Source organism: Desulfobacterales bacterium (genome assembly GCA_029211065.1).
Classification (GTDB): Bacteria; Desulfobacterota; Desulfobacteria; order Desulfobacterales; family JARGFK01; genus JARGFK01.
Map to the genome: position 1 here is coordinate 1 of JARGFK010000077.1, position 23,352 is coordinate 23,352.

Annotated in this window: 20 protein-coding genes; 12 read left to right on the plus strand and 8 right to left on the minus strand. The window is 50.9% G+C overall.

Features of this window, described 5'->3' with window-relative positions; translation table 11 throughout:
• A partial coding sequence (locus tag P1P89_15710) for an integrase core domain-containing protein (protein MDF1592962.1) occupies positions 1-278 on the plus strand: 278 nt, incomplete at its 5' end.
• Positions 279-576: 298 nt separating this feature from the next.
• On the opposite strand, the gene P1P89_15715 is transcribed toward P1P89_15710, so the two are convergent.
• The gene (locus P1P89_15715; GenBank protein ID MDF1592963.1) at positions 577-1,437 is read right to left on the minus strand and encodes a glycosyltransferase; all 861 of its coding nucleotides are present in this window, start codon (positions 1,435-1,437) and stop codon (positions 577-579) included.
• A 731-nt stretch (positions 1,438-2,168) separates the two neighbouring features.
• Here P1P89_15715 and P1P89_15720 point away from each other — a divergent pair.
• From P1P89_15720 to P1P89_15745, 6 genes are all read left to right on the plus strand, one after another.
• The gene (locus tag P1P89_15720) at positions 2,169-3,143 is read left to right on the plus strand and encodes a TAXI family TRAP transporter solute-binding subunit (protein ID MDF1592964.1); all 975 of its coding nucleotides are present in this window, start codon (positions 2,169-2,171) and stop codon (positions 3,141-3,143) included.
• A gap of 117 nt (positions 3,144-3,260) precedes the next feature.
• On the plus strand, positions 3,261-5,846 hold the full coding sequence (locus P1P89_15725; GenBank protein MDF1592965.1) for a TRAP transporter permease: 2,586 nt from the start codon (positions 3,261-3,263) through the stop codon (positions 5,844-5,846).
• A 108-nt stretch (positions 5,847-5,954) separates the two neighbouring features.
• Positions 5,955-6,395 carry a universal stress protein gene (locus tag P1P89_15730; GenBank protein ID MDF1592966.1) on the plus strand — a complete coding sequence of 147 codons (441 nt, stop codon included), beginning with the start codon at positions 5,955-5,957 and terminating at the stop codon, positions 6,393-6,395.
• Between the two features lie 77 nt (positions 6,396-6,472).
• On the plus strand, positions 6,473-7,474 hold the full coding sequence (locus P1P89_15735; protein MDF1592967.1) for a TAXI family TRAP transporter solute-binding subunit: 1,002 nt from the start codon (positions 6,473-6,475) through the stop codon (positions 7,472-7,474).
• Between the two features lie 267 nt (positions 7,475-7,741).
• The gene (locus tag P1P89_15740; protein ID MDF1592968.1) at positions 7,742-8,581 is read left to right on the plus strand and encodes a 3-keto-5-aminohexanoate cleavage protein; all 840 of its coding nucleotides are present in this window, start codon (positions 7,742-7,744) and stop codon (positions 8,579-8,581) included.
• Positions 8,578-8,802 carry a hypothetical protein gene (locus tag P1P89_15745; GenBank protein MDF1592969.1) on the plus strand — a complete coding sequence of 75 codons (225 nt, stop codon included), beginning with the start codon at positions 8,578-8,580 and terminating at the stop codon, positions 8,800-8,802. Before P1P89_15740 ends, P1P89_15745 begins: the two co-directional genes overlap by 4 nt.
• 8 nt (positions 8,803-8,810) lie before the next feature.
• On the opposite strand, the gene amrS is transcribed toward P1P89_15745, so the two are convergent.
• The 4 genes from amrS to P1P89_15765 form a co-directional block, all read right to left on the minus strand.
• Positions 8,811-9,821, minus strand: coding sequence for an AmmeMemoRadiSam system radical SAM enzyme (gene amrS / locus P1P89_15750; protein MDF1592970.1), 1,011 nt, complete (start codon positions 9,819-9,821; stop codon positions 8,811-8,813).
• A complete protein-coding gene (locus P1P89_15755; GenBank protein MDF1592971.1) occupies positions 9,802-10,593 on the minus strand; it encodes a class I SAM-dependent methyltransferase in 792 nt (263 codons plus the stop codon). Before P1P89_15755 ends, amrS begins: the two co-directional genes overlap by 20 nt.
• A 48-nt stretch (positions 10,594-10,641) precedes the next feature.
• Positions 10,642-11,673 (minus strand): DUF933 domain-containing protein, encoded by a 1,032-nt coding sequence (locus tag P1P89_15760; GenBank protein ID MDF1592972.1) that lies wholly within the window; start codon positions 11,671-11,673, stop codon positions 10,642-10,644.
• A 77-nt stretch (positions 11,674-11,750) separates the two neighbouring features.
• Positions 11,751-13,877: a SpoIIE family protein phosphatase gene (locus P1P89_15765; protein MDF1592973.1), complete on the minus strand. Its 2,127-nt coding sequence runs from the start codon at positions 13,875-13,877 to the stop codon at positions 11,751-11,753.
• Between the two features lie 287 nt (positions 13,878-14,164).
• Between P1P89_15765 and P1P89_15770 the strand changes: the two genes are divergently transcribed.
• From P1P89_15770 to P1P89_15785, 4 genes are all read left to right on the plus strand, one after another.
• A complete protein-coding gene (locus tag P1P89_15770) occupies positions 14,165-16,681 on the plus strand; it encodes an ABC transporter transmembrane domain-containing protein (GenBank protein ID MDF1592974.1) in 2,517 nt (838 codons plus the stop codon).
• Between the two features lie 73 nt (positions 16,682-16,754).
• Complete coding sequence (locus tag P1P89_15775) at positions 16,755-17,183, plus strand: cyclic nucleotide-binding domain-containing protein (GenBank protein MDF1592975.1); 429 nt, start codon at positions 16,755-16,757, stop codon at positions 17,181-17,183.
• 222 nt (positions 17,184-17,405) lie between these two features.
• A complete protein-coding gene (locus tag P1P89_15780; GenBank protein ID MDF1592976.1) occupies positions 17,406-17,843 on the plus strand; it encodes an ATP-binding protein in 438 nt (145 codons plus the stop codon).
• Positions 17,844-17,987: 144 nt separating this feature from the next.
• Positions 17,988-18,320: an STAS domain-containing protein gene (locus P1P89_15785; protein ID MDF1592977.1), complete on the plus strand. Its 333-nt coding sequence runs from the start codon at positions 17,988-17,990 to the stop codon at positions 18,318-18,320.
• Between the two features lie 12 nt (positions 18,321-18,332).
• Here P1P89_15785 and P1P89_15790 read toward each other — a convergent pair whose 3' ends face one another.
• The 3 genes from P1P89_15790 to P1P89_15800 all read right to left on the minus strand — a co-directional run bounded on the left by P1P89_15790 (position 18,333) and on the right by P1P89_15800 (position 22,658).
• Positions 18,333-19,436, minus strand: a complete 1,104-nt coding sequence (locus tag P1P89_15790; GenBank protein ID MDF1592978.1) for an ABC transporter ATP-binding protein — start codon at positions 19,434-19,436, stop codon at positions 18,333-18,335.
• A 30-nt stretch (positions 19,437-19,466) separates the two neighbouring features.
• A complete protein-coding gene (locus tag P1P89_15795; protein MDF1592979.1) occupies positions 19,467-21,170 on the minus strand; it encodes an iron ABC transporter permease in 1,704 nt (567 codons plus the stop codon).
• 108 nt (positions 21,171-21,278) lie between these two features.
• Positions 21,279-22,658: an extracellular solute-binding protein gene (locus P1P89_15800; protein MDF1592980.1), complete on the minus strand. Its 1,380-nt coding sequence runs from the start codon at positions 22,656-22,658 to the stop codon at positions 21,279-21,281.
• Between the two features lie 381 nt (positions 22,659-23,039).
• Here P1P89_15800 and P1P89_15805 point away from each other — a divergent pair.
• The coding region (locus P1P89_15805; protein ID MDF1592981.1) for a hypothetical protein at positions 23,040-23,352 on the plus strand (313 nt) is incomplete at its 3' end.

Genomic DNA, 23,352 nt, shown 5'->3' on the forward strand with positions numbered 1-23,352 from the left:
GCAAGGATTTTACCCAGACCCTCAAGGACCACCAAGTGGCTATCAGTATGGATGGTCGGGGCAGATGCCAGGATAACATTTTCGTCGAACGACTGTGGTGGACAGTGAAATACAATTACCTTTACCTGCATACTTTCAAGGACGGTTCTCAATTACGAAACGGGTTGAACGAGTGGATCCGCTACTATAATCGGGAGCGAGGCCATTCTTCTCTTGACGACAGAACCCCGGATGAGGTTTACTACGGTCTACCTCACCCCTTTGCCGAGGCTGCCTGATGCCTCGCTTTAAATATGCTGACCAGAGCTTAGCTCTATGCTCAGGCTGTCTAAACCATGGGGTCCATCGCCTCCTTCTAATATTTTGGTGTCATTCATTTTTAACCCCCGTTGGATAAAATCCAAGTAAACCATCGTTTATCTGAAAATAATTCTGCTGCTAAACACGTAAATTTATAATCTTAAGCGACAGTAGTTGACGGACGACTTGTCTAGAAAGTCTTGTCCATGGTCGTTTTCAGCGGCACGTAAGACAAATATAGAACAGCATTTGGTTTATGCAACAAGAAAAAAAAGATTAACTTGCGGCGGCAGAAGGCTGCTGATCAAAACGATCGGACAAGGCCCGATAGGACAATGATTCTTCTTTGCGGCCGCGCTGTAAACATCCATTGGCATATATGGCGCATTTTTCCTTAAGAACCGTTACGGCAGCAGCCTTCTGGACCCGGGAAAGCAAATCACTTTCCAGAATTTTGACAAGGGACTGAATGCGGTATTTGTCCAGGCCGGGAGCTTTGGAGAGCTGATCCGGGTGACCGCCGCGCTTGATGATCAGGGGCGTATCGATCAGGTAAACGGGGTGGCGGCAGCTTACCCGCAGCCACAGGTCGTAGTCTTCACAGGCCGGCAGGTTTTCATCAAACAGGCCCACCGCATCGAAAAGCGACCGTCGGATCATTACCGCCGAGGGGCTCACCAGGCACAGATGCAGGGAAGGTTCGAAAATCATCCCGGACAGTTTTTTGTGCCGTAGTTTGGGATTGACCCGCCGGCCGTTTCGGATCCAGATTTCTTCCGTCTGGCAAATCAGGGCCTCGGGGTTGAGAGCAAAAAATTGAACCTGCTGATTTATTTTTTGAGGCAGCCACAGATCGTCTGAATCCAGAAAGGCGATATACCTGCCGGAGGCTGCTGCGATGCCGTCATTTCGGGCAGCACTGACCCCGCGATTTTGCTGCTGAATGACCGTAAGATGATGACCGTATGTCTTTAAAAGTTCGGTTGTGGTGTCGGTTGATCCATCGTCAACGACAATTATTTCAAATTCTTTATAATCCTGGGCCAAAACGGAATCGATGGCTTCTTTTAATATCCAGCCCCTGTTATAGGTCGGAATAATCACGGTGACAGTGAGTTTTTCTTTAATTCGTGTCATTAAATTACTTTGCGACTTTGCGGCATAATGGTTCAAAAAATTAATATGCATACAGTGTTGACCGATCCGGCTGAAGGCTGAAAATTAGCCCATCTGCGGCTGTATTGCAAGGATGACAAGATTTTAACGCTGGATCGCATTTGGTCCCTGATTGATCCCGAGTAAAAAGCAGATCGATACAGAACCGTTATCTTCTATCTGATTTCTTCCAGCCATCACGTCTTCAGTAGCAGTCTGCAGTGCAAAGTAGTCTAATCGGGAGAAAAACTCTAATGTTATGGATACCTTCCGAGCGGCTTGTAATTATGATTTGCACATTTTATACCGCATACGGAGTCAAATGAAATGGGTGGAATAAGTTTTTACTATAAAATGCTTGATTTTAAAATTCAGTATGATAACAATTAAACATACTCTCAAAAATAGCGCTGTGATTCCTGCAGAAGCCGTATGGAAGGATTCTTACAGCAGCCTGCTTGCTCGATCTCGTGTTGAAATTGTGCACATTATTTAGTGTTCTATACAAAAAAGCAAAACAAAATTAAATTTATCAAATGAAAGGAGGTAAAAAATTCTTTTTTGGGTAGAGGTATTTTTAAACTAAGTCCTTCGATTCATAAATACGTTAGCGTATTTATTCGCTCAGAACTGAGTGCTGAGGGGGTATATCCAAACAATAAACAAGTCACTGTATTTGTGAGTCGAAGCACGAAGCAACCAAGGAGGTTCAGATGCGAAAATTAACTATACTTACCGTTGCATTTTTAAGTCTTTGTCTGTTATTGCCGGCGGCGCCAGTCCAGGCCGCTGATCAAACGTTTGTCACCATCGGAACCGGTGGCGTGACCGGCGTGTATTATCCAACCGGCGGCGCGATTTGCCGTCTGGTAAATAAAGGCCGAAAAACGCATGGAATTCGCTGCTCGGTTGAAAGTACAGGGGGGTCGGTCTATAACCTGAACACCATCGCCGCCGGTGAGCTGGATATGGGGGTTGCCCAGTCTGACTGGCAGTTCCACGCCTATCATGGCACCAGCCAGTTCAAGGACGCCGGCCCCAACAAGGATCTGCGGGCGGTGTTCTCCGTTCATCCCGAGCCGTTTACGGTGGTCGCGCGTGCCGATTCCGGTATTAAAAAATTCAGCGACCTCAAGGGGAAGCGGGTCAATATCGGCAATCCCGGCTCCGGCCAGCGCGGCACGATGGAAGTGGTGATGCAGGCAATGGGCTGGACCAATGCTGATTTTAAACTGGCATCCGAGCTGAAATCCGCCGAGCAGTCCAGCGCGCTTTGCGACAACAAGATTGATGCCATGGTATTTACCGTGGGTCACCCCAGCGGATCGATCAAAGAGGCGACCACCGCATGCGACTCGGTGATTGTGGAAGTCGCCGGCCCGGTGATCGACAAACTGGTCAAGGAAAACGACTACTACCGGACGGCAACGATTCCCGGTGGAATGTATCGCGGAACGGACACCGACACTCAGACGTTTGGTGTCGGCGCAACGTTTGTTACCTCGGCCAAAGTGCCTGAAGATATCATCTATAATGTGGTCAAGGCGGTTTTTGAAAACTTTGATGACTTCAAAAAACTGCATCCGGCTTTCAGTGTTCTGAAAAAAGAAGAGATGATTAAAGACGGACTTTCCGCCCCGCTGCACAAGGGCGCCATCAAGTATTATAAAGAGGCGGGGCTGATGTAAGTATCCCTTGAAAACAAAAAGTGCGCTGCTGCTGCAGCGCACTTTTTGTTTGCGCACTCAGCAGGGCTCGTGTAAAATCCGGAACATAACATTATTCTCACATGAGGAGCCATCGCAATGACCGAACCGACTCATGCCCTCGCATCTCAGGATGATCTGCAGGAGATGATCGCCGTGGTGGAGACGGGTGCCCGTAACCCCACCGGGTCGATTTCAAAAAACATCCTCTTTTTTGTGCCGCTCATCTGGACGCTTTTTCAACTCTGGTATTCATCTCCCCTGCCTTTTTTCTTTAATATTTTTGTCCTGAACAATACGGAGGCAAGGGCCATCCACCTCGCCTTTGCCATTTTTCTGGCTTATACGGCCTATCCCACGTTTAAATCATCGCCAAGAGACTACATCCCTGTTCAGGACTGGGTTTTGGCGCTATTGGGCGCGTTTTGCGCCGCGTATTTGTTTATTTTCTACGTAGAATTATCAAACCGTCCGGGCATCCCGACCCGGTTGGACCTGATTGTTTCCGTTGCCGGCCTGATTATCCTGCTGGAGGCGACACGCCGTGCGTTGGGCCCACCGCTGATGATAGTCGCTTCGGTTTTTGTCTGCTATACTTTTTTCGGTTCCTATATGCCGTCTGTCATTGCGCACAAAGGCGCCAGCCTTGTCAAGGGCATGTCCCATTACTGGCTGTCGACCGAGGGGGTTTTCGGGGTTGCGCTGGGGGTGTCGAACGGCATGGTCTTTATGTTCGTCTTGTTCGGCGCGCTGCTTGAAGCGGCCGGTGCCGGCAATTATTTTATTCGCTGTGCTTTTGCCGGGCTCGGCCATATGCGCGGCGGTCCGGCCAAGGCGGCGGTGGTATCATCCGGACTGACCGGTCTGATATCGGGTTCATCCATTGCCAATGTGGTTACGACCGGAACCTTTACGATTCCGCTGATGAAGAAAGTCGGGTTTTCGGCGGAAAAGGCCGGGGCGATTGAGGTGGCATGTTCAACCAATGGTCAGTTAATGCCGCCTGTGATGGGCGCTGCGGCGTTTCTGATGGTCGAGTATGTCGGTATCTCCTATATCGAGGTGATCAAGCATGCATTTTTGCCGGCAATCATCTCCTACATCGCGCTGGTCTATATTGTACACCTTGAAGCCTGTAAGATGGGGCTTAAGGGGCTGGAAAAACCGGTTATCAAGCCCTGGGCGCAGTCATTGCTTTCTTTTGTGATGGTCGTTCTGTTTTTAATCATCATGGGCGGTGCCACCTATTATGGCATCGGCTGGATTAAAACCGTAGCGGGCAGGGCAACCATCTACATTGTTTCGGTACTGCTTTTTGCTTCCTATCTTCTTCTGCTCGCGTTTGCCTGTAGAGTCCCTGAACTTGATACCAGCCATGATATCTCAAAGCTGCCGGAACTGGGACCGACGGCGCAGGCCGGATATTACTTCCTGCTGCCCGTGGTGGTGCTGATGTGGTGTTTGACGGTTGAACGGCTGTCGCCGGCACTTTCGGTTTTCTGGGCAACCGTGCTGCTGATTTTTATGGTCCTCACGCAGCGGCCGTTAAAAAGTTTTTTTCGCAAAACCAAAAGTCATGAGTTCTCATTTCAGCGCGGTTTTGATGAGCTGATTGCGGGGTTTGTTTCAGGTGCCCGGAATATGATCGGTATCGGTGTCGCCACTGCGGCCGCCGGTATCGTCGTCGGGACGGTAACCCTGACCGGAATCGGATTTGTCATGACCGAGTTTGTTGAGTTTATTTCAGGGGGGAGCCTGATCCTGATTCTGGTGTTTACCGCCATCATCAGCCTCATTCTGGGGATGGGGTTGCCGACAACGGCGAACTATATCGTGGTGTCGACCCTGATGGCGCCGGTGATTGTCAACCTGGGCGCCAAGGCCGGCCTGATCGTCCCCTTGATTGCGGTACACCTTTTTGTGTTTTTTTTCGGTATCCTGGCGGATGACACACCACCGGTGGGTCTGGCTGCTTTTGCCGCGGCCGGCATCTCCGGCGGTGATCCGGTCCGTACCGGTATCCAGGGTTTTGGTTACGATATTCGAACGGCCATTTTACCGTTTATCTTCATCTTTAATACCGAGCTGTTGCTCATCGGCATCGGCACCTGGTTTCATCTGATTGTAGTGATCGCGGCATCCGTGATCGCCATGCTGGCTTTTGCAGCCGCCACCCAAAGATATTTCCTGACGAAAAACCGGATCTGGGAAACCGCGGCGCTGATCCTCATCGCATTTACGCTGTTTCGGCCCGGTTTCTGGTGGGATATGGTTTTCCCGCCGCTGAAAGAAGAGCCGCCCGGCAAACTGGAACAGATCATGGAGTCTATGGAACCCGATTCTAGCTTGATATTAAGGGTAAAGGGCGAAAAAATGAATGGGGAAAAGTACACCATGACAGTCATGCTGCCGGTGGGGGGAGAACCAACCGGTGCCGAAAGGCTAAAGGGTATCGGCATTGAAACCCGCAATGAAACGGGCAAAATAATGATAGACAACGTGGTTTTTTCAAGCGGGGCGGAAAAGGCCGGAATCGACTTTGATCAGGAGATCCTTAACATTCAGGTGCCGACTGACATCCCGCCGAAACAGCTGATGTTTATTCCGGCAATGGTGCTGCTCGCGCTGGTCTGGTTTGTCCAGCGGACCCGCGCAAAAAAAATTAAACCTGCAGAAGCCACCTGACTTATATGTGTATGACATGACACCATCGATTGTCGAAAGGCTAAAGACGAAAACTCCGACAATTCGCGGTGATCATCATTCGTGCGATTTACCCTTCCGGAGGCGCTTATGTTTACTAAAATTCTTGTACCGTTAGATATTGATTATCCAAAGACAGCCGTAACTGTTTATCAAAGAGCTGCGGAGATTGCCGGACAGAGCGCTGCCGAAATCCGATTGGTATGCGTTATTCCGGGTTTCGGTATGCCGATTGTTGCATCCTTTATCTCCGATGAAACCCGAAAAGAGATCTTTAATCGGATGAAGGAATCACTGGAAGGGTTCATTAAAAACAATTGTGATGAATCCGTAACATATGAAGTCAGAACTGGAAAAAACTGGGAGGAAATTATTAAATCCGCGGACAAGTGGAGTGCCGACCTGATTGTGGTATACTACGATCGCCGCCGCGATCAGGACATTAATGAAGTGCATAGCGGCGCCTGCGCACGCAGAGTTTCAGAAAACGCCAACTGCTCGGTCTTATGGCTGCGAAAAATACAGAGCTAAGCTGTTTTGCCGGATCGGTTCGATAAACAGCAGCTGCCATTTTTGTGCTTCAGGTTTCAGATCTTAAGGAGGGAAGCATGATAACCAATAAGCGCCCACCGGAAATCTGTTTCATCCTTTTTTGCAGACGGGCCTCTATAATTTTAGCATTTTTAATCGTGGTGTTATACCCCGTATCCTCTAATGCTTTCGATATCCTGTTAGGTGCCGGAGAGAAGGGGACATTCTCTAACTTTACCGCCCGGACCATCTGTAGGATACTCAACAGACACGCGGATGTTATTACCTGCAAGGCAGTTCCGACGCCCGACGATGTTTATAATCTCACAAACCTTCAGGGCGGATCCCTGGATATCGTTCTGATCGATTCGCTGATGCTGCACGATGCAATCAACAAAACCGGCCCCTTCGAGTTTATGGATATCAGCTACGATAATCTGCGAGCGCTTACCCCGCTGTATGATCTTCCGATTACGCTCGTCGTTCGCAATGACGCGGGTATCGGTTTATTGGAAGAACTGAAAGGCAAACGGATAAATGCCGGCGCGCCGGGATCGTTTCAGCATCTTGCGGTCGATACGATTATGAAAGCAAAAAACTGGTCGAAACAGGATTTTGGACGGATCGAAGCGCTTTCGCCTTCCCATTCACAGGACACCATGGCATTTTGTCACAACACGATACAGGCGATGCTGCATATCGGGGTACACCCGGATTCGTCCTTGCAGCAGTTGTTCAGGCTCTGCAAAGCCGTTATGGTAAACATGAAAGACAGCGACATCAAAAAACTGGTCGACGATCATCCCGCTTATTCAAAAACCAGTATCGCCCCGCACACGTATCCGTCCCAGCCGGAGGGGGTAACAACTTTCGGAACGCGCGTAGAACTGATCGCCTCAAGCGATCTGGATGAACAGACTGTTTACAAGATCATGGATGTGATTTATAGTAATCAAAACCTGCTGAAACGGTCGCATCCGGCATTATTTTCGTTTCGTATGGATCAAATTAAAAAGAAGACGATCGGATTGCCAGTGCATCCGGGGGCGGCAAGATATTTTAAAGAGAAAAATTTTTAGCCGGCTGTATGATAAAGGGAACAAAGGACGACCATATTCATGCGGCAGACGATTCACAGAGAATAATCGAGACATTCGAATAAGCGCTGCGCTTTGCCAATTTTTGACGCCTGCCCTATGGAATCGCGCCATGTGGATCTCGGGAAGCGCATTCTGCAGCGTAGAGCTCAAATGCTAATCCCACCGGAAAAAAATAGCTTTTCTTAACGGAACGAAAATGAACATTTACTAACGCACAAAATTAATTATCTGCGGGAGATTGGAAACTTGCAAAAACTGATTGTTACCGTAGCCCTGACCGGGAACGTGCCCACCAAAGAGCTGAACCCGAACCTGCCGGAGACGGCGGACGAAATCGCCGCCGATGTGAAAAGGTGCCTGGATGCCGGGGCATCCATTTTTCATATGCACGCCAGAGATGCCGACGGAAAACCGACCCTGGATATTTCCGTCATAAAGGAAAATGTGCGCAAGGTTAAATCGGCCGCGCCCCAGGCCATCCTCCAGCTTTCCACCGGCGCTCGCGCCGGAAAGGACTGGGAAGAAAGGGTCGATCCGGTGCGGTTGCTCCCTGAAATGGCGTCGTTTACGACGGGCTCGAACAACATGCCCAGTACGGTTTATGAAAATTCCCCCCAGTTTATTGAATACCTGGCCCGGGTTTTTCAGGAAACCGGCGTCAAACCTGAAATTGAAGTTTTTGAAACCGGCATGATCAACAATGCGCTTTTTCTTGGGGAAAAAAAATTGTTGGCCTTTCCCCTTCATTTCCAGTTTGTACTGGGGGTGCCGGGGGCGATGCCGGCATCCGTGAAAAATCTGCTGTTTTTATCCGAAAGCATTCCGGCCGGTTCCACCTGGACGGTGGCCGGTATCGGAAAAGGAGAAATTCCGCTGTCGGCAGCGGCCATTGTTTTGGGCGGCCATGTGCGCATCGGCCTTGAAGACAACCTGTTTCTGCCGGACGGTTCGCAGGCCAGCAACCCCAGGCTGGTTGAAAAAGTGGTAAAGATTGCCCGGGAAATCGGCAGGGAAATTGCTACGCCGGAAGAGGCCCGTGCTATTTTATCACTAAATCCGGAATATAAGGACAGGATTCTGAAATGAAACAAAAAGTCATCATGGACCTTGAGAAGGTCAACGCACTGAACGCGGAAGGCTGCCCGGCCTGCGGCCGCAAGTTTGTGCTGGGCGAAATGGCGGTTGCCGCCTGCGGAAACTGGGCGGGCGGCCCCAAGTACATTCACGAAGAAGAAGCCGTATGGGATCAGAAAACCGGGCTGTACTATGAGCGACGATGTTTTTTGGAAAAGCGGAAAGATTCATAATTACCGCATCACCAAGCGCCTTCTATCTCAGCGCTGCAATACGGACAGCGGCCTTCCTTTAGCAGGTTTTTTCTGACGGTAAACCCCTTGCGATCGATCAGCATCCTGCCGCAGCCGGGGCAAGCCGTGCTCTCGCCGTCTTCACCGGGAACATTTCCCAGATAGACATATTTGAGTCCTGCCGCCAGGCCGATATCCCTTGCCGTCATCAGGCTTTTCAGGGGCGTGGGCGGTCGGTCCGTAAGTTTGTACGTCGGGTGAAACCGGCTGATATGCCAGGGGGTTTCCGGACCCAGGGACCCGGCGATAAAGCCGGCCAGGCTTTCCAGCTCAGTTTTAGCGTCATTTAATCCCGTAACCAGCAGCGTGGTTATTTCCACGAGAATATCCAGCGACTTCATCAGAATCAACGTTTCTTGAACCGGAGACAATCTGGCGCCGCAATATTTTTTATAATAGCTGTCGCTGAATGACTTCAAATCAACATTGGCGGCATCCAGATACGGGCTGATCATCCGGAGGGCTTCGGCGGTCATGTATCCGTTGGTTACAAATACATTCAAAAGGCCCTTTTCGTGGGCAATCCTGGCCGTATCATGGGCGAACTCAAAATACACGGTGGGTTCGGTATAAGTATAGGAAATACTCCGGCACCCCGCATTTACGGCCTCTGCCACCACGGCCTCGGGGCCGACAAAATCACCGACGATCATGCCGCTGCGGTCTGAAGGCATCTGGGCGATATCGGCATTCTGGCAGAAGAGACACTTGAAATTACAGCCCACTGTGGCAATGGAATAGGAACGGGAGCCCGGAGAGAGGTGAAAGAGGGGTTTTTTTTCAATGGGATCGATGTGCTGCGCGATCAGTTTTCCATATACCAGGGTGGTGAGAGTCCCGCCCCGGTTTTCACGGACATTGCAGATGCCCCGCCTGCCGGGCCATATCAGACAGAGATGGCTGCAGAGGTGGCATTTTACCGCCTGTTCTTTCAGGGGCTCATACAGATATGCTTCCATCGTTGTTTTCTCTATTGGCTGACAGCGAGCTTGTTGCTTGGCCGGGTGTTCTCTTGGCGCTGTAACGAAGCGTCAAAGGTTGGGTGGTAAAACGGGGAACCAAAGTAACCACCATGCCGATAAACATTCCAAAGGGACATCGTTGAACCAGTGAAAGTCGCTCGAATTTACGGGCAAACCTTCCGGAAACCACTGGGAGATGACAGGCGGTTCGCCAGGTTACCGGCACATCCCCCAGCAGCGAATGAATCATTTGTTTCAGCTCCCAAATACTGAAAAAACGCGCCCGGTTAAACAAAGTCTTGGTGAATATTCCGCTGATCCGCATCTGAACCCCCCTGATGGCATTGCGGTTTAATACGCCGATAAAAATTCTGTCCTTAGCTACCCGGCAGGCTTCTTCCAGAGCTTTAGAGGGATTTTCAACGAACTCAAGGGTCGATATGAGCGCGGCATAGTTGAAGGAATTATCGTCAAAAGGGAGGTCTTCAGCGACACCGCGGTGGAGGTCCACACGTTCCCCCAGATTTTTAGCGGCCATGTCCAGCATATAGGGGGACGGGTCGATGCCGGTGGGCCGGAGGCCTGCTTCGATTAACGGCTTCAGGCTGGCGCCTGCGCCGCAACCGATGTCGAGCACTGTTTTGCCCGGCATCGGCTTAAGCAGATCGAGCAACAGCTTTTGCCCAAAGTCGACTAGAAAGCGGTTGCCGGGGCTTTTCAGCCACTGCTCATACGCCTTGGCATCATTAAAATCAAAGACAACGCCCATGGATCATAATCTAAAGGAATCATTTAAATTATTCAAGATCAATTTCAATCATACATTAAACCGAAAGTTGATAATATCGCCGTCCTGGACAATGTAGGTTTTGCCCTCCAGTCGAACGGCGCCTTTCTTGCGGGCTTCATGATAGGCGCCTGCCGCCATCAGGTCCGCATAGGAAACGACTTCGGCCCGGATAAAACCCTTTTTAAAATCGGAATGAATCACACCGGCGGCGTCAGGGGCGCTGGTCCCGGCAGTTATGGTCCAGGCCCGGACTTCATCCTGGCCGACCGTAAAAAAGGATATGAGCCCCAGCAATTCATAGGACTGCCGGATAATCCGATCCATGGCCGAAGCGGTAATGTTGAATTCCGTAAGAAAACCCTTTGCTTCTTCTTCCGACATCTGGGACAGTTCATGTTCGAGTTTGCCTTTGATCAGCGCGCATTTCTCACGGTCGACAATGCCTTTGATTTCCGGTAGGGCGTTGTTCTCGTCGTCATTGTTAAACAAGACCAGCATGGGTTTGGCGGAAACAAAGGCATATCCTTTCAGTGACGGTGCGGTCGCAAGCTCCGGAGTTCTTCGCAACGGGCTTTCTTTTTCAAAGTGTTGTTGGCATTCCAGCAGCAGGCGGTGTTCTTCCGGGCTAATGGGTTTTCCTCTTTTCTGGTCGGCCCCGAGGCGTTCCAGACGTTTTTCCACCGTCATCAGGTCCGTTAAAATCATTTCCTGGTCAAAGGCCAGATAGTCCTCAAGAGGGGATGGCGCTTTTAGACCGTAGCCGCTGAAATTTCGAATGACATGGATCAGGGCGTCTGCATCCCGCACCGCTGTCCAGACGGGATGATCGCTGTTTTTTTCCTTGTGAATACCCGCTGCAGGAAGAAAATATTCCACCTGGGCAAAAATGGTTTTTTGGGGCAAATACATGCTGCTTAAATTGTCGACGCGGAAATCCGGGACGCGTATGGTTCCGATCCGTGTTTCGGCCTTATGCCCAGCCTCTGATGCCGCACGCGTCAATGCTTCGAAAACGGTTGTTTTCCCTGCTCCCGGCAGACCTACGATTCCTAATTTCATCTATTAACGGTCCTTTCTATACCCTGCTATATTTTTTATGCAAATGCTGGGCTGACACCGCCGTATGCAGAAGGCGGCTATTTTATTTTAATGACCACGAGGGTGATGTCGTCTTCCTGTTCGCGCGTCGATCGAAAGCGGTTGACGGCTTCGATAACGGTCGACACGATTTTCCGGGCCGGCTTATTGGCCTTGGCACGGATGATGTGTTTCAGGGTTTCCTTGCCGAAGACGGCCCCCTCGGCGTTGCGGGTTTCCCAGATGCCGTCGGTGCCGATGACAATAATCTGACCTGCGGCGACTTGGCGTTGGGATTCCTCGTATTCGGAATTTTCAAAAGCACCCAGGGGCAGGCCCTTTCCGGCAAGTTCGCGGAAAGTGTCTTCGGCCGGATCGTAAATTACCCCCGGGTCATGCCCGGCCCTGACCCAGCGGATATATTTTTCAGGGGAGCTGATTTCAGCATAAAAGAGGGTCATAAACCGTCCGGAGGCTTTGATATCCCGTGCCAGATGGTTATTCACATCGGAAATGATATGTTGAATGTTGCCCGGCAGCGCCGCGCGCTGCCTTAAAAGCGCCCGGGCAGTGGTCATCAAAAGGGCCGATGGAATGCCATGATCGGAAACATCACCCACCACCACCCGGATGTTGCCTTGATCGCTTTCAGGGCCGGATAAAAAGTCATAATAATCCCCGCCGGTTTCATCGCAATAAATGCTGGTGCCGGATATATCCATTCCGCTTACGTCGGGATCGCGTTGGGGAAGGAGATTTTGCTGAACCTCCATGGCCAGTGCCAGTGAATGGCGCATGTGGTAGAGCTCTTTGAGGCGGGGGCCGACACGGTTGAAAATCTTGCCCATATCGCCGAATTCATCCTTGGAGCGAATGTTTACCCGGCTTTCAAATTGACCTCTGGCGAGCTGCTGGGCGCCTTCCATCAGTGCCCGGATCGGCTTGGTGACGGATCTTGAAAACATGAACGCCAGGATCGCCACCAGCAAAACAGTGCCGTAAATTCCATATCTTGTAAATTTTAAAAGGGCTTCGACCCGTCCCTCCACCTGCCTTTTCATGGCTTCGGCCGGTTTAAGAATTTCTTCGTAGGGTGTGATCAGCACCAGAAACGAGCTGGTATGGACGCCCCCATACACCCACAGGCTGTCTTTGCCCTTATAAGGCATGCGGCGGGCCTTGCTGACCCCGGCCATCAGGTCGTTGATCATGGCCTGCAGCCCTTCCGGGTCATCGGACAGCAGCCAGTCGCTGCCCATCTGGGCGCGCCAGTTTCGATGTTTAACCGTGATGTGTTCGTCCCGGGCAAAAATACGGGCCCCAAGCCGGCCGGTGTCTTCCTGTTTGACCAGGTAGATCATAAAGGAAGCGGTCTCCTGGGGGATATTTTGAAAAAGCATGCGTCGGTCCAGCAGGCTGCTGACAGGAACCACCAGGGCGGTAACCCCGGCAACCGTGCCGTTGGGGCGCCTGATGGGCATGGCAGCGGCGACCACCACCTGGCGTGTTTCCGGGTCGATGTAAGGTTCAGACCATGGCATGGTTTCCTGGAGGGCGTTTCGGTACCAGGTCTGCTCTCTGGGGTTCAGCCTCCGGGGAATGCCGTTATGTCCGGGATAAGCGCTGTGGAGACCGTTGGCGAGGCTGGTGTTTTGCCAGTAAATGAGATCCTGCAACCGATGGGATATCTCTTTGTAAACGGGTGTCAGCGTCAACAGCCGGGCAATATCTTCCTGCACATCCCCCGGCTCCGTGCCCGGCGCCAGTTTAAATACCTGTTCGGAATAGGAAACATTCAACAAATCGAAAGATTCGTCGGGCCTTGAGCGGAAATGGAAAGCGGAAGGGTTAATATCCTTGGGCAAATTGTTTCCTGAATTGAAATCTTCAGCATAGTAAACCTTTGAAGTGAGTTTGGGCTTTTTTGATAGACAGCGCTCTGCCTCCCGGGCCTGGAGCAGGAGGGCCATTTCAATCTGCTCGCGGCCGGCATTCAGCACCGATGCATAGCTGGTTACCAGCAGCTGGATTTGCCTTTGTAAACCGGAAATGCGATTTTCCCGCGATTGAGACACCAGCGCATCGCCCATCTGGCGGACCGCCCGGACCCCAAAGGTTCTGATGACCATGATGGGCACCATGGCAATGGTCAAAAACAGGATTAACATCTTCCAACGATAACGCATCGTTGACTCCTTAAATTCTTGTCAGGATAATTATCAATATCCGTTTTTTAGATTCAGGCGGATAACGTATGGTTACCATAGGTTTTACCCAAAATGCAAAACAAGAATAGCGCCTGTGCCGCTTGAATGTGGCGTTGTAATCTGCCCCGTTGAAACTTACCGTCGGTTTCCCGGGATTATTCCCTTGCCAAGGATTAACTGTTTGTTGTAATTAATAAACAATCATTTCAACCGATGTTGCTTCATAATCTTCAACGCTTTCGTTTTCCGCGGAGGAAAGGCTTATCATGGAAAAGGTTAAAACTCCCGTGTTCAAAAGATCACTCTTTTCATGGGTTTTTTCCGGAAATATCAAACTCCAGGTTCTTCTGCTGATCATTGTCATCGCCACGGTTTTTGCGCGGGTGCTGCCCCTGGAGATGCAGAAGCGGATTATCAACGAAGCCATCAATTTAAGAAAAATTGACCTGCTGTTTATTTATTGCGGCATCTACATCGCGGCGGTGGTGGTCGCCAGCGGTCTGAAATTTCTCATCAACGTTCTCCAGAGTGTTATCGGCCAGCAGGCGTCCGCCAGCATGCGCAAAGGACTTTACCACCATATTTTGACCCTGCCGCTGAATTTTTTCCGGCGCACGCAGCCCGGGATGGTGGTGGCATCACTCATCACCGAACTGGCAACGGCCGGCGATTTTATCGGTATGGCGGTTGCCATTCCCGTCACCAGCATTTTGACCCTGATCGCCTTTGCCGCTTATCTGTTCTGGCTGAATCCGCTGCTGGCGGCGCTGTCGCTGTCAATATACCCGCTGGTTATATTTTTACTGCCCTGGCTTCAGAAAAAAGCGAACCGGGAAAACAAAAAACGGGTGGACACCACCCGGGATCTGTCCAGCAGAATTGCCGAATCCATCACCGGGATACACGAGATCCAGGGAAACGGGGCTTTCGGCATTGAAAACCGCAAATACGACGGGCTGGTGGACAAGCTGACCAAGGTCCGCATCCGCTGGAATGTGTTCCGGTTCGCTATTAAGGTCAGCAATAATTTTTTTAACAATTTGAGCCCGTTTGTCATATTTATGATGGGAGGGTATCTGGCGATTAAGGGGCAGTTGGAACTGGGCGCACTGGTTGCCTTTTTATCGGCCCAGGAAAAATTGTATGATCCCTGGCGGGAACTGATCGATTTTTATCAGGCCCATCAGGACGCCACGGTCAGTTATAAACGAACCATGGAGTATTTCGATGCCGAGTCCGAATATGTTATGGATCCCGTAGATCGGAAACCCTTTGAGCTGGACGGCAACATCGAGGTTAAGGATTTATCCTTCCAAACCGAAACCGGCGTCCGTCTCCTCAGCGAGATCAACTTTTCGCTCAAGTCCGGTGAGCATCTGGCCCTGGTTGGATTTTCCGGCAGCGGCAAGAGCACCCTGGCGCTGTGTATCGGGCAGCTTTACAAATATACCGGCGGAAATGTGCTGATCGGCGACAAGGAGGTTGCAACGCTTACGAAAAAAGATCTTGTTCAGAATGTGGGATTTGTTTCACAGTCTCCTTTTATTTTCGATGGAACCATAGAAGAGAACCTGTTGTATGCCTGCCGGGCCAAGCTGAACGGCAACGACAGTTCGCCGGGTGACAGCTTGCCGAATCTGGATGACCGGATTGAGGTGCTGCAGCAAACCGGTATATTTGTGGATGTTCTGCGGTTCGGCCTGAATACCGTCCTGGCGTATGATCATGACAAGGAGTTCGTTACTAAAATCATCCGGGTGCGCGAGAATTTTCAGCGCAATTTCGGCAAGGCCCTGGCCGATTACGTTGAGTTTTTTGACGATGATCGCTACCTCTATTATTCCAGCATTTCTGAAAACCTCATCCTCGGCACTCCCGGCAGGGATGAATTCTCAGAAAAAAATTTGTTGAAAAACGATTATTTTACAACATTTCTCAAACAGGCGGATTTGCGCCGGCCACTGATGAATCTGGGTGCGGATCTGTCCCGGCAGACGGTGGACATTCTGGGCAACCTTCCCCCTGACGAGGTGTTTTTTCAACAAAGCCCCCTTCAGGCGGACGAACTGGAGGATTACAAGCTGCTTGCGGAACATCTCAGAAAAAGAAAGCTGCATCAGCTTTCGACGGAAAATCAGGAAAAGCTTCTGGCACTGGCCCTGCGATTTACTCCCGGCAGGCACAAAATGGCGGCTTTGCCGGAAGTGCTGGAAAAGCTGATACTGGAAGGAAGATCGCTTTTTCGGGAAAAAATTTCCACGGAAGACCCGGCGGCGGTTTCTTTTTACGACACATCGGAGTACATCTACTCACAGACCATCTTGAACAATATCTTTTTCGGGAAGACAAAAAACGAAAGCCCCCAGGCCCAGGAAAAAATCGACCAGAGCATTATCCAACTGTTGATTGCCGAGGACCTCCTGGAAACGGTTATCAAGATCGGGATGGATTTTCAGGTCGGCAGCAAGGGCGACAAACTTTCCGGCGGACAGCGCCAGAAACTGGCCATAGCCAGGGCCTTTCTGAAGGATCCAATGATTATGATTCTGGATGAAGCCACGTCGGCGCTGGATAACAAGTCACAGGCGCGGATTCAAAATTTGCTTGAAACCCGCTGGAAGGGAAAAAGTACGGTGATTGCCGTTGTTCACCGCCTGGATATCATCAAAAACTATGACCGGGTCGCAGTGATGAAAGCCGGAAAAATCGGCGAACTGGGATCTTATGATGAACTTATGGCCAAAAAGGGGATGTTATATGAACTCGTCCATGGAAAAAAATGAAACATGTCCAATTTGTGAATTTGACCAAAATCTTTCCATCTTGCGGGAAATTTATTTTTTTTCGGAACTGCCTTTGGATACGCTGAAAGTATTGGCCTACCTGTGTACCCGCGAGAATTTTAAATCGGGTGATTTTCTCTTTCATCAGAAAGATGACGACGGCCGGGCATTTTATCTCATTAGCGGGCAGGCCAGACTGATTCATGCGGATGAAAACGGCAGTGTCACCCTCCGGGATTTTGATAAGGACACATTTATCGGAAGTCTCGCACTGCTGGGCAATTCCCGGCGCCTGTTTTCACTGCAGGCCCTGACCGACATGACCTGTCTGATTCTGGAGCGCCCAAAATTCAGCAAGGTATTGGAGCAGTTTCCGGGCATCATGCCACGGGTGTTACAGGCCTTGGTGGGCAGCATCTATTCTTGGGAGAAAAAGTTTCTGGCCCAAATGGACGAGGGGTGTGATAAATGCAAGCGGAAGGTGGGCGTCAGTATGGTGTAAGGCGGGGAGGCCGAGAGGCTGGGAAGCGATAAATAAAGGTTTAGGCTAAGGTTGAGAAAGATATTAAACCTAAATCTGCACCTATCGTTTTATGACAGCATCCAAGCAAAACGAAGCGCTTTTCCGAATGGTGATCCTTTGAACCCTAAAATCCGTTAATCTCTGGCGGATGGACCCCCTGCCTGGGGCAGGCAAGCTTTCAACCAAGTAATTGTGAGCATAATGAGCAGCAATAAAATCTCATTTAAACTTGAGAACAAACTGTCCGAGCTCAAAATGATGTGCCGGCAGGTGGAGGCGTTTGTAAAAAAACAGGCGCTGTCCCCGAAAGACATCTTTGAAATCCATCTTTGTATGGAGGAGCATTTTACAAATATTATTTCGCATGGCTATGCCGACAGTGAAACGCACTGGATAGAGGTAGCACTTTCGGTTGAAGATGAGAAATTTATGGTTCGCATTGAAGATGACGGCATTGCCTTTAATCCGACCAAAATCGTAGCACCGAATTTCCAATGCCCCCTTGAAGAGAGAAAGATCGGCGGCCTGGGGGTTCACCTGACCCGGCATTTTATGGATACGATGGCGTATCAACGCCGCGGCAATAAAAATATTCTGGTGATGACCAAAAAAATAGAATGGCAGGCTGAAGGTTCATAGGCTGAAGGTTGAGAGGCTTAAGGTGTTAAACAAGTATAGTGAAAGGCGAATGAAAGTAGCCATGGTGGGGAGTATCCTTGGGGCCGAAGAATGTCCATAGTAACACCCGCCAATTCATAAGACAAAATTTACGGAGGACAGCAGATGCGAATCAAAGAAGAAAAACAAAACGAGGTTCATATCTTTAAGCTTGATGGACGCCTGGACTCCAATACGTCCCCGACGTTCGAGGAATCGATTGCAGCCGCAATCGCAAAAGGGGCCAAACAGATGATCATCGACTTTGAAAACCTGGAGTATCTTTCAAGCGCGGGGTTGCGGGTCATTTTGAAAACGACAAAGGACCTTAAGCGTCTGGAAGGAAAACTGGTCTTGTGCTCCATGGCCGATTACGTCAAAGAAGTATTTGAAATATCGGGATTCGATTCTTTCCTACCCATCACGGCCAGCCGCGATGATGCCCTCAAGAAGTTTTAGTTTTGCCATATCTTATTGATCCAGTGCGATGATCTGCTCTTTGTTAAGGGAAAGGGTCACCGGGGTTTCCTCGTCTATCGGCTCCGTGCCGCGTTGATAGGATGCGTCCACAAGCAGGAAGTGTTTGCCGACGGCGACGCGGTAGCGGACCACGCTTCCCAGAAACTCCCTGTGATCCACCCTGCCGACCAGGCGCAACATGCCCGGAAGCGATTCAACGTCTGATGATTGGATGGTCATGTTTTGCGGCCGAAAGACGATATGGGATGCGGCTGCGGATGATTCTCCGATCGGAACAACCACGGCGCCGTCGGATGAACGAAACAGGGCCTTGCCATCCTTGAGCGCCACTATCCCTTCGACGACGTTGGCCACGCCCAAAAAGCCGGCGACGAAGAGGTTTGCCGGCCGGTCGTAGAGGTCCATGGGGGAGCCCATCTGCTGGATAATTCCATCGTTGATGACGGCAATCCGGTCGGCAGTGGTGTTGGCCTCCTCCTGGTCATGGGTGACAAAGATAGTGGTCAGTGACAGCTTGCGCTGCAATTGGCGCAATTCCCGGCGCATCTGGACCCGAAGCCTGGCGTCTAAGTTGGAAAGCGGCTCGTCGAGCAGGAGCACCCGGGGTTCAATGACGATGGTTCGGGCAAGGGCCACGCGCTGCTGCTGGCCGCCCGAAAGCTGGGAGGGGCGGCGATCGGCAAGCTCAGACAGACCGACCAGATCCAGCGCCGTATTGACGCGCTCGTTGATTTCATTGCGGGGCAGGCGCCTTTCTTCCAATCCGAAGGCCACGTTCTTTCTGACCGTCATGTGGGGCCACAGGGCGTAACTCTGAAATACCATGCCGACGTTGCGTCGCCACGGCGGCAGGTGGGACACTTCCTGATCCCCGATGAACACCTGACCGGCCTGGGCTGATTCGAACCCGGCAATCAGGCGAATAAGCGTTGTCTTGCCGCAACCGGACGGTCCCAAAAAAGAGAAGAATTCACCGGAGTTGATTTTAAGATCGATCCCTTTCAGCACGCGGGTTTTGCCGAAGGAAAGATTAATCCCTTCCAGGGTGACGCTGGAATCCGAACCATTTCCGCCTGAGGATGCGTTGTGGGTCATGTCTTATCTCCTGTGATCGATAATTCAGTCTCAGTTGTTTTGTTGCATGCCGTATTTTTTCTGACGCCGGTCAATAACAATATAGGAAATCATGGTGCACAGCCCGACGACAACTACGGCCGCGATGCCTAAAGCAGCCCCGGGTCCACGCCCTGCTGCACTTTGCATATACACGTAGATGCCGTACGAAAGCGGTCCATCGGCGTTTTTGGACACAAGCATCAGGGTCATTCCCAATTCCACCGCAGCCGTAGCGAAACTTGTCACGAAGCCCGCCAGAATCCCACCGGCCATCAACGGGACCACGATTTTGCGGATGGTTGAAAACTTGCCTGCTCCCAGATTTTCGGCTGACTCCTCCAAAGAAACGCTGACCTGCTGCAAAGCCGCAGTGCAGGCGCGCAGCGCATACGGCAGCCGGCGGATGGCAAGGCCGATGACGATGGCGACCCACCAGGTGGCCAGGGGCTGATTTTCCAGCCATGGCACGCGGAAAGCAAAGAACGTGCGCAGATACCCGATACCGATCACGAGTCCGGGGATCGCCACTGCCGACATGGCGACGTAATCCAACACCTTTCGCCCGATCAGTTTTGTGCGCAGGGCGATATAGGCAATGGCTATACCCAGTACGATATCGATAAGTCCGGCAAGAAATGAATACAGAACGGTGTTGGTCATATACTCGGGTGTTGCTGTGAAAACGGCAATAAAGTGGTCAAGGGTAAATGCATCCGGTATAACGCTGTAAGACCAGATGGTTCCGAATGAAAGCAGCGTCAGGCCGAAATGGGGCGCCAAGACCAGCACCATAATCAAAATGATGATGAACCAGGCCATAACCTTCTCCCACGACCGCATGCGGCGTTTGGCCAGACCGCCGCCGCCTTTTTGCACGGTGGCGTAGTCCTTTCCCTTAAGCGACTTCATGGCCAGCCAGATGGATGACAGGGAGATCACTACAAGAATGACGGATATTACATAACCCATGGGGTCCTTGATGCCGATGGAAGCGATGCGCAGGTATGCCTGGGGCGCCAGCATATTGTTGACATTCAGCAAAAGCGGCGTACCCAGATCGTCAAAGACCTTCAGAAACACCAGCGAAGCGCCGGCTACGTATCCCGGCATGGCCAGGGGCAGGACGATTCGCCGAAACAGGCGGGAGCCTGAACAGCCCAGGTTCTGGGCCGATTCTTCCATGGACTTGTCGATGTTGTGCAGCGCCGCGGACAGGTTAATCAGGATAAACGGAAAATAATGGAGGCTTTCAACAAAAATAACGCCATTGAGCCCCTCCATCAATGGGATGTTGATGCCGAACCATTGTTCCAGCAGGAGGTTGAGGCTGCCGTTTCGGCCGAAGAGCATCATCATGGACACGGCGCCGACAAAGGGCGGCATGATGAGCGGAATGATGCCCAGGCTTTGAATAATCACAGCGCCCTTAAACTCAAAGCGTGATGTAAAGTATGCCAGCGGCATTGAAAACAGGGACGCCACGATGACCGTCATAACGCCGACATAGAGAGAATTCCAGAAAGATTCACGAAACAGGGCGGTGCTGAAAAAGTCTCTAAAATTGATGAGGGTGAACTGGCCGGTGGTCACATCCTGAAAGGCAACGAAAATGACCTTCACCACAGGGATAATAAGAAAGAGGAGCAGGAACAAGGCGATGAAGAGCATGACCGTTCCCAGCGCCGGATGCTTTCTGAATTCGGAAGTAGCCACTGACCCCTCCAGCCGGTTGATTCGCCGTATATAGTCGGTAGGCAAGTAAAATTTATAAAAATCCTGCGCCGGTCCTATTGAAACCGGCACAGGACAGGTCAAATAGTCTTACTTGAGCAATTTCAGTGCCTGTTCGGCTTTTGCTTCGGCTTCGGCGTAGTTTTTCTTGGTAAAGGCGTCCCATTTTTCTTCGATCTCAGCCTGTCGCGGCGGGATCTTGGCATCTGCTTTTTTACGTGCTTTGAAGGCGTCCGAAGTAAAAACACCCGGGAACTTTGCATCAACCGCCTCGGATTCGGAAATCGGCATTGCCGCCAAAAGATTGTGTGCCTCTTTGATCAGGGCCTTGGCCTTGGCGTTGGACTTGCCGGCAAGAGCGGCTTCGGCTTTTTGAATCGCTTTGTCAGCAGCCGCAAGATCCTTCTGCCGGTAGGTAATCAAGACGTCAAATAGAGCGTTGACAATATTATACCGGTTTCCAGAGAGTTCGACGTCAAATTTGACGGCTGCACCGATGGATTTGTCCTTGAAGGGGTTTGGGAAATCTTTGGGCGCCTTTGCATATGTTTCAGGATTGACGGGCAGGCGCCGAATCGCCGGGTCCAGCAGCAACTCCTGTCCTTCCACCGACAGCAGGTACTCGATGAAAGCAGCGGCCGCTTTGGGGTGCGGGGCGTTTTTTATAATGGCGATATTGGCGGGTACCAATGTTGTCACAGTGGGATAGACGAAGTCTACGGGAAATCCTGTGGCCTGGGACGAGAAACCAAAAAAGTCGATGACGATGCCGATGCCGAAGTCGCCGCTGTTTACGCCCTCAGGGACGCCGAAACTGCGCTCGGTGATCATTTTAAAATTACCGGCGAGCTCCTTCCATGTCGCCCAGCCTTTATCCCAGCCCTCGCCCTGGAGGACGGTCTCCACCGTCAGATGCGTCGTTCCAGAGCGCGAGGGGGAAGACATTCCGACATGATCGTGGTAGACCGGTTTCTTGAGATCGTCCCACTCCTTTGGGACCGGAATTTTCTTGGCTGCGAGGTAGCGCGTGTTCCACATGATGCCATAGCCGGAAGCGGCAAAACCGAAGTAGTAGCCATCGGGATCGTTAATGGGATATGAGCCGACCTTTTCAGGGATCCCCTTTGCCTGGAGCGTATATTTATCCAGCAATCCATTGCCTTTTAATACTTCGAAAGCGTCCGGCGCAGAGGCCCAGGCGATGTCGGACGTATTTCCCTTTGCGGTTTCCTGAATATATTTCACCGCAGCGGAAGTTCCTTTTTGAAGGATTTCAACGGTGGTGCCCGGATATTTTGCTTCAAAGGCCTTTTTAAAAGGGCCGGTCAGGTCTTTTGGAAACGAAGTGACAATGACCACCTTGTCTTCGATGCCGGCGGCGATGGATGGGCCGAGCCCCAGGAAGCACAAAGCAATAATGATAAGCCCGACCGGTAAGAGTTTAGATCCGAATTTTAGTCTCACCTTCATGGCGATTCCTCCTTTTTTAATGGGTAAAATATAACCGTGCTGAACCATAGGGGCATCTATAACTTGTCTATGGATGCCCGCTCCATTTTCATGCGAAAGATACCAATTATTGGGTTTTTAGAGTGGATAACTTTCTATATCCCTGATCGTCCGGAAAAACAAGAATTTTGGGGTCTTGAACAGGTTTGGTGCTTGTAAATGTCTTATTTTGAAGTCAATTTCAGTTGCATGCTATTCTCTGGTAGACAAAATGGCCGTCGGCCATATGAACCCGGTAGTCTTCGCCTACGTTTATCCGTAAACGTCCAAACAACCCCATCTTCACAAGGGACCAGATCCATGCCATAAAGGTTGCCAAACTTGATCATAGGAGGCGACCTGATGTCAGAACCACTATCCAGAGCAGAGCTGTTAGAACAAAAGCGGAGCTATTGGAAGAAGCATATTGAGAGCTGGCGATCCAGCGGCATGACGCCAACAGCTTACTGCTGCCAACATGAACTCACAAGCCATCAGTTTACCTACTGGAAGAAACGCTTTATCCAGACGGATATCGGCGTCACTTTTGTGCCAGTTAAAATCCGTGGTTTCTTATCCTCAGTCTGCGGTATAAATTCACCCACGCTGCTGCTTACCGTGGACCGGGATCTTAAAATCGAAATCAGGCCGGATTTTGATCCCGGGCTTTTGCGCC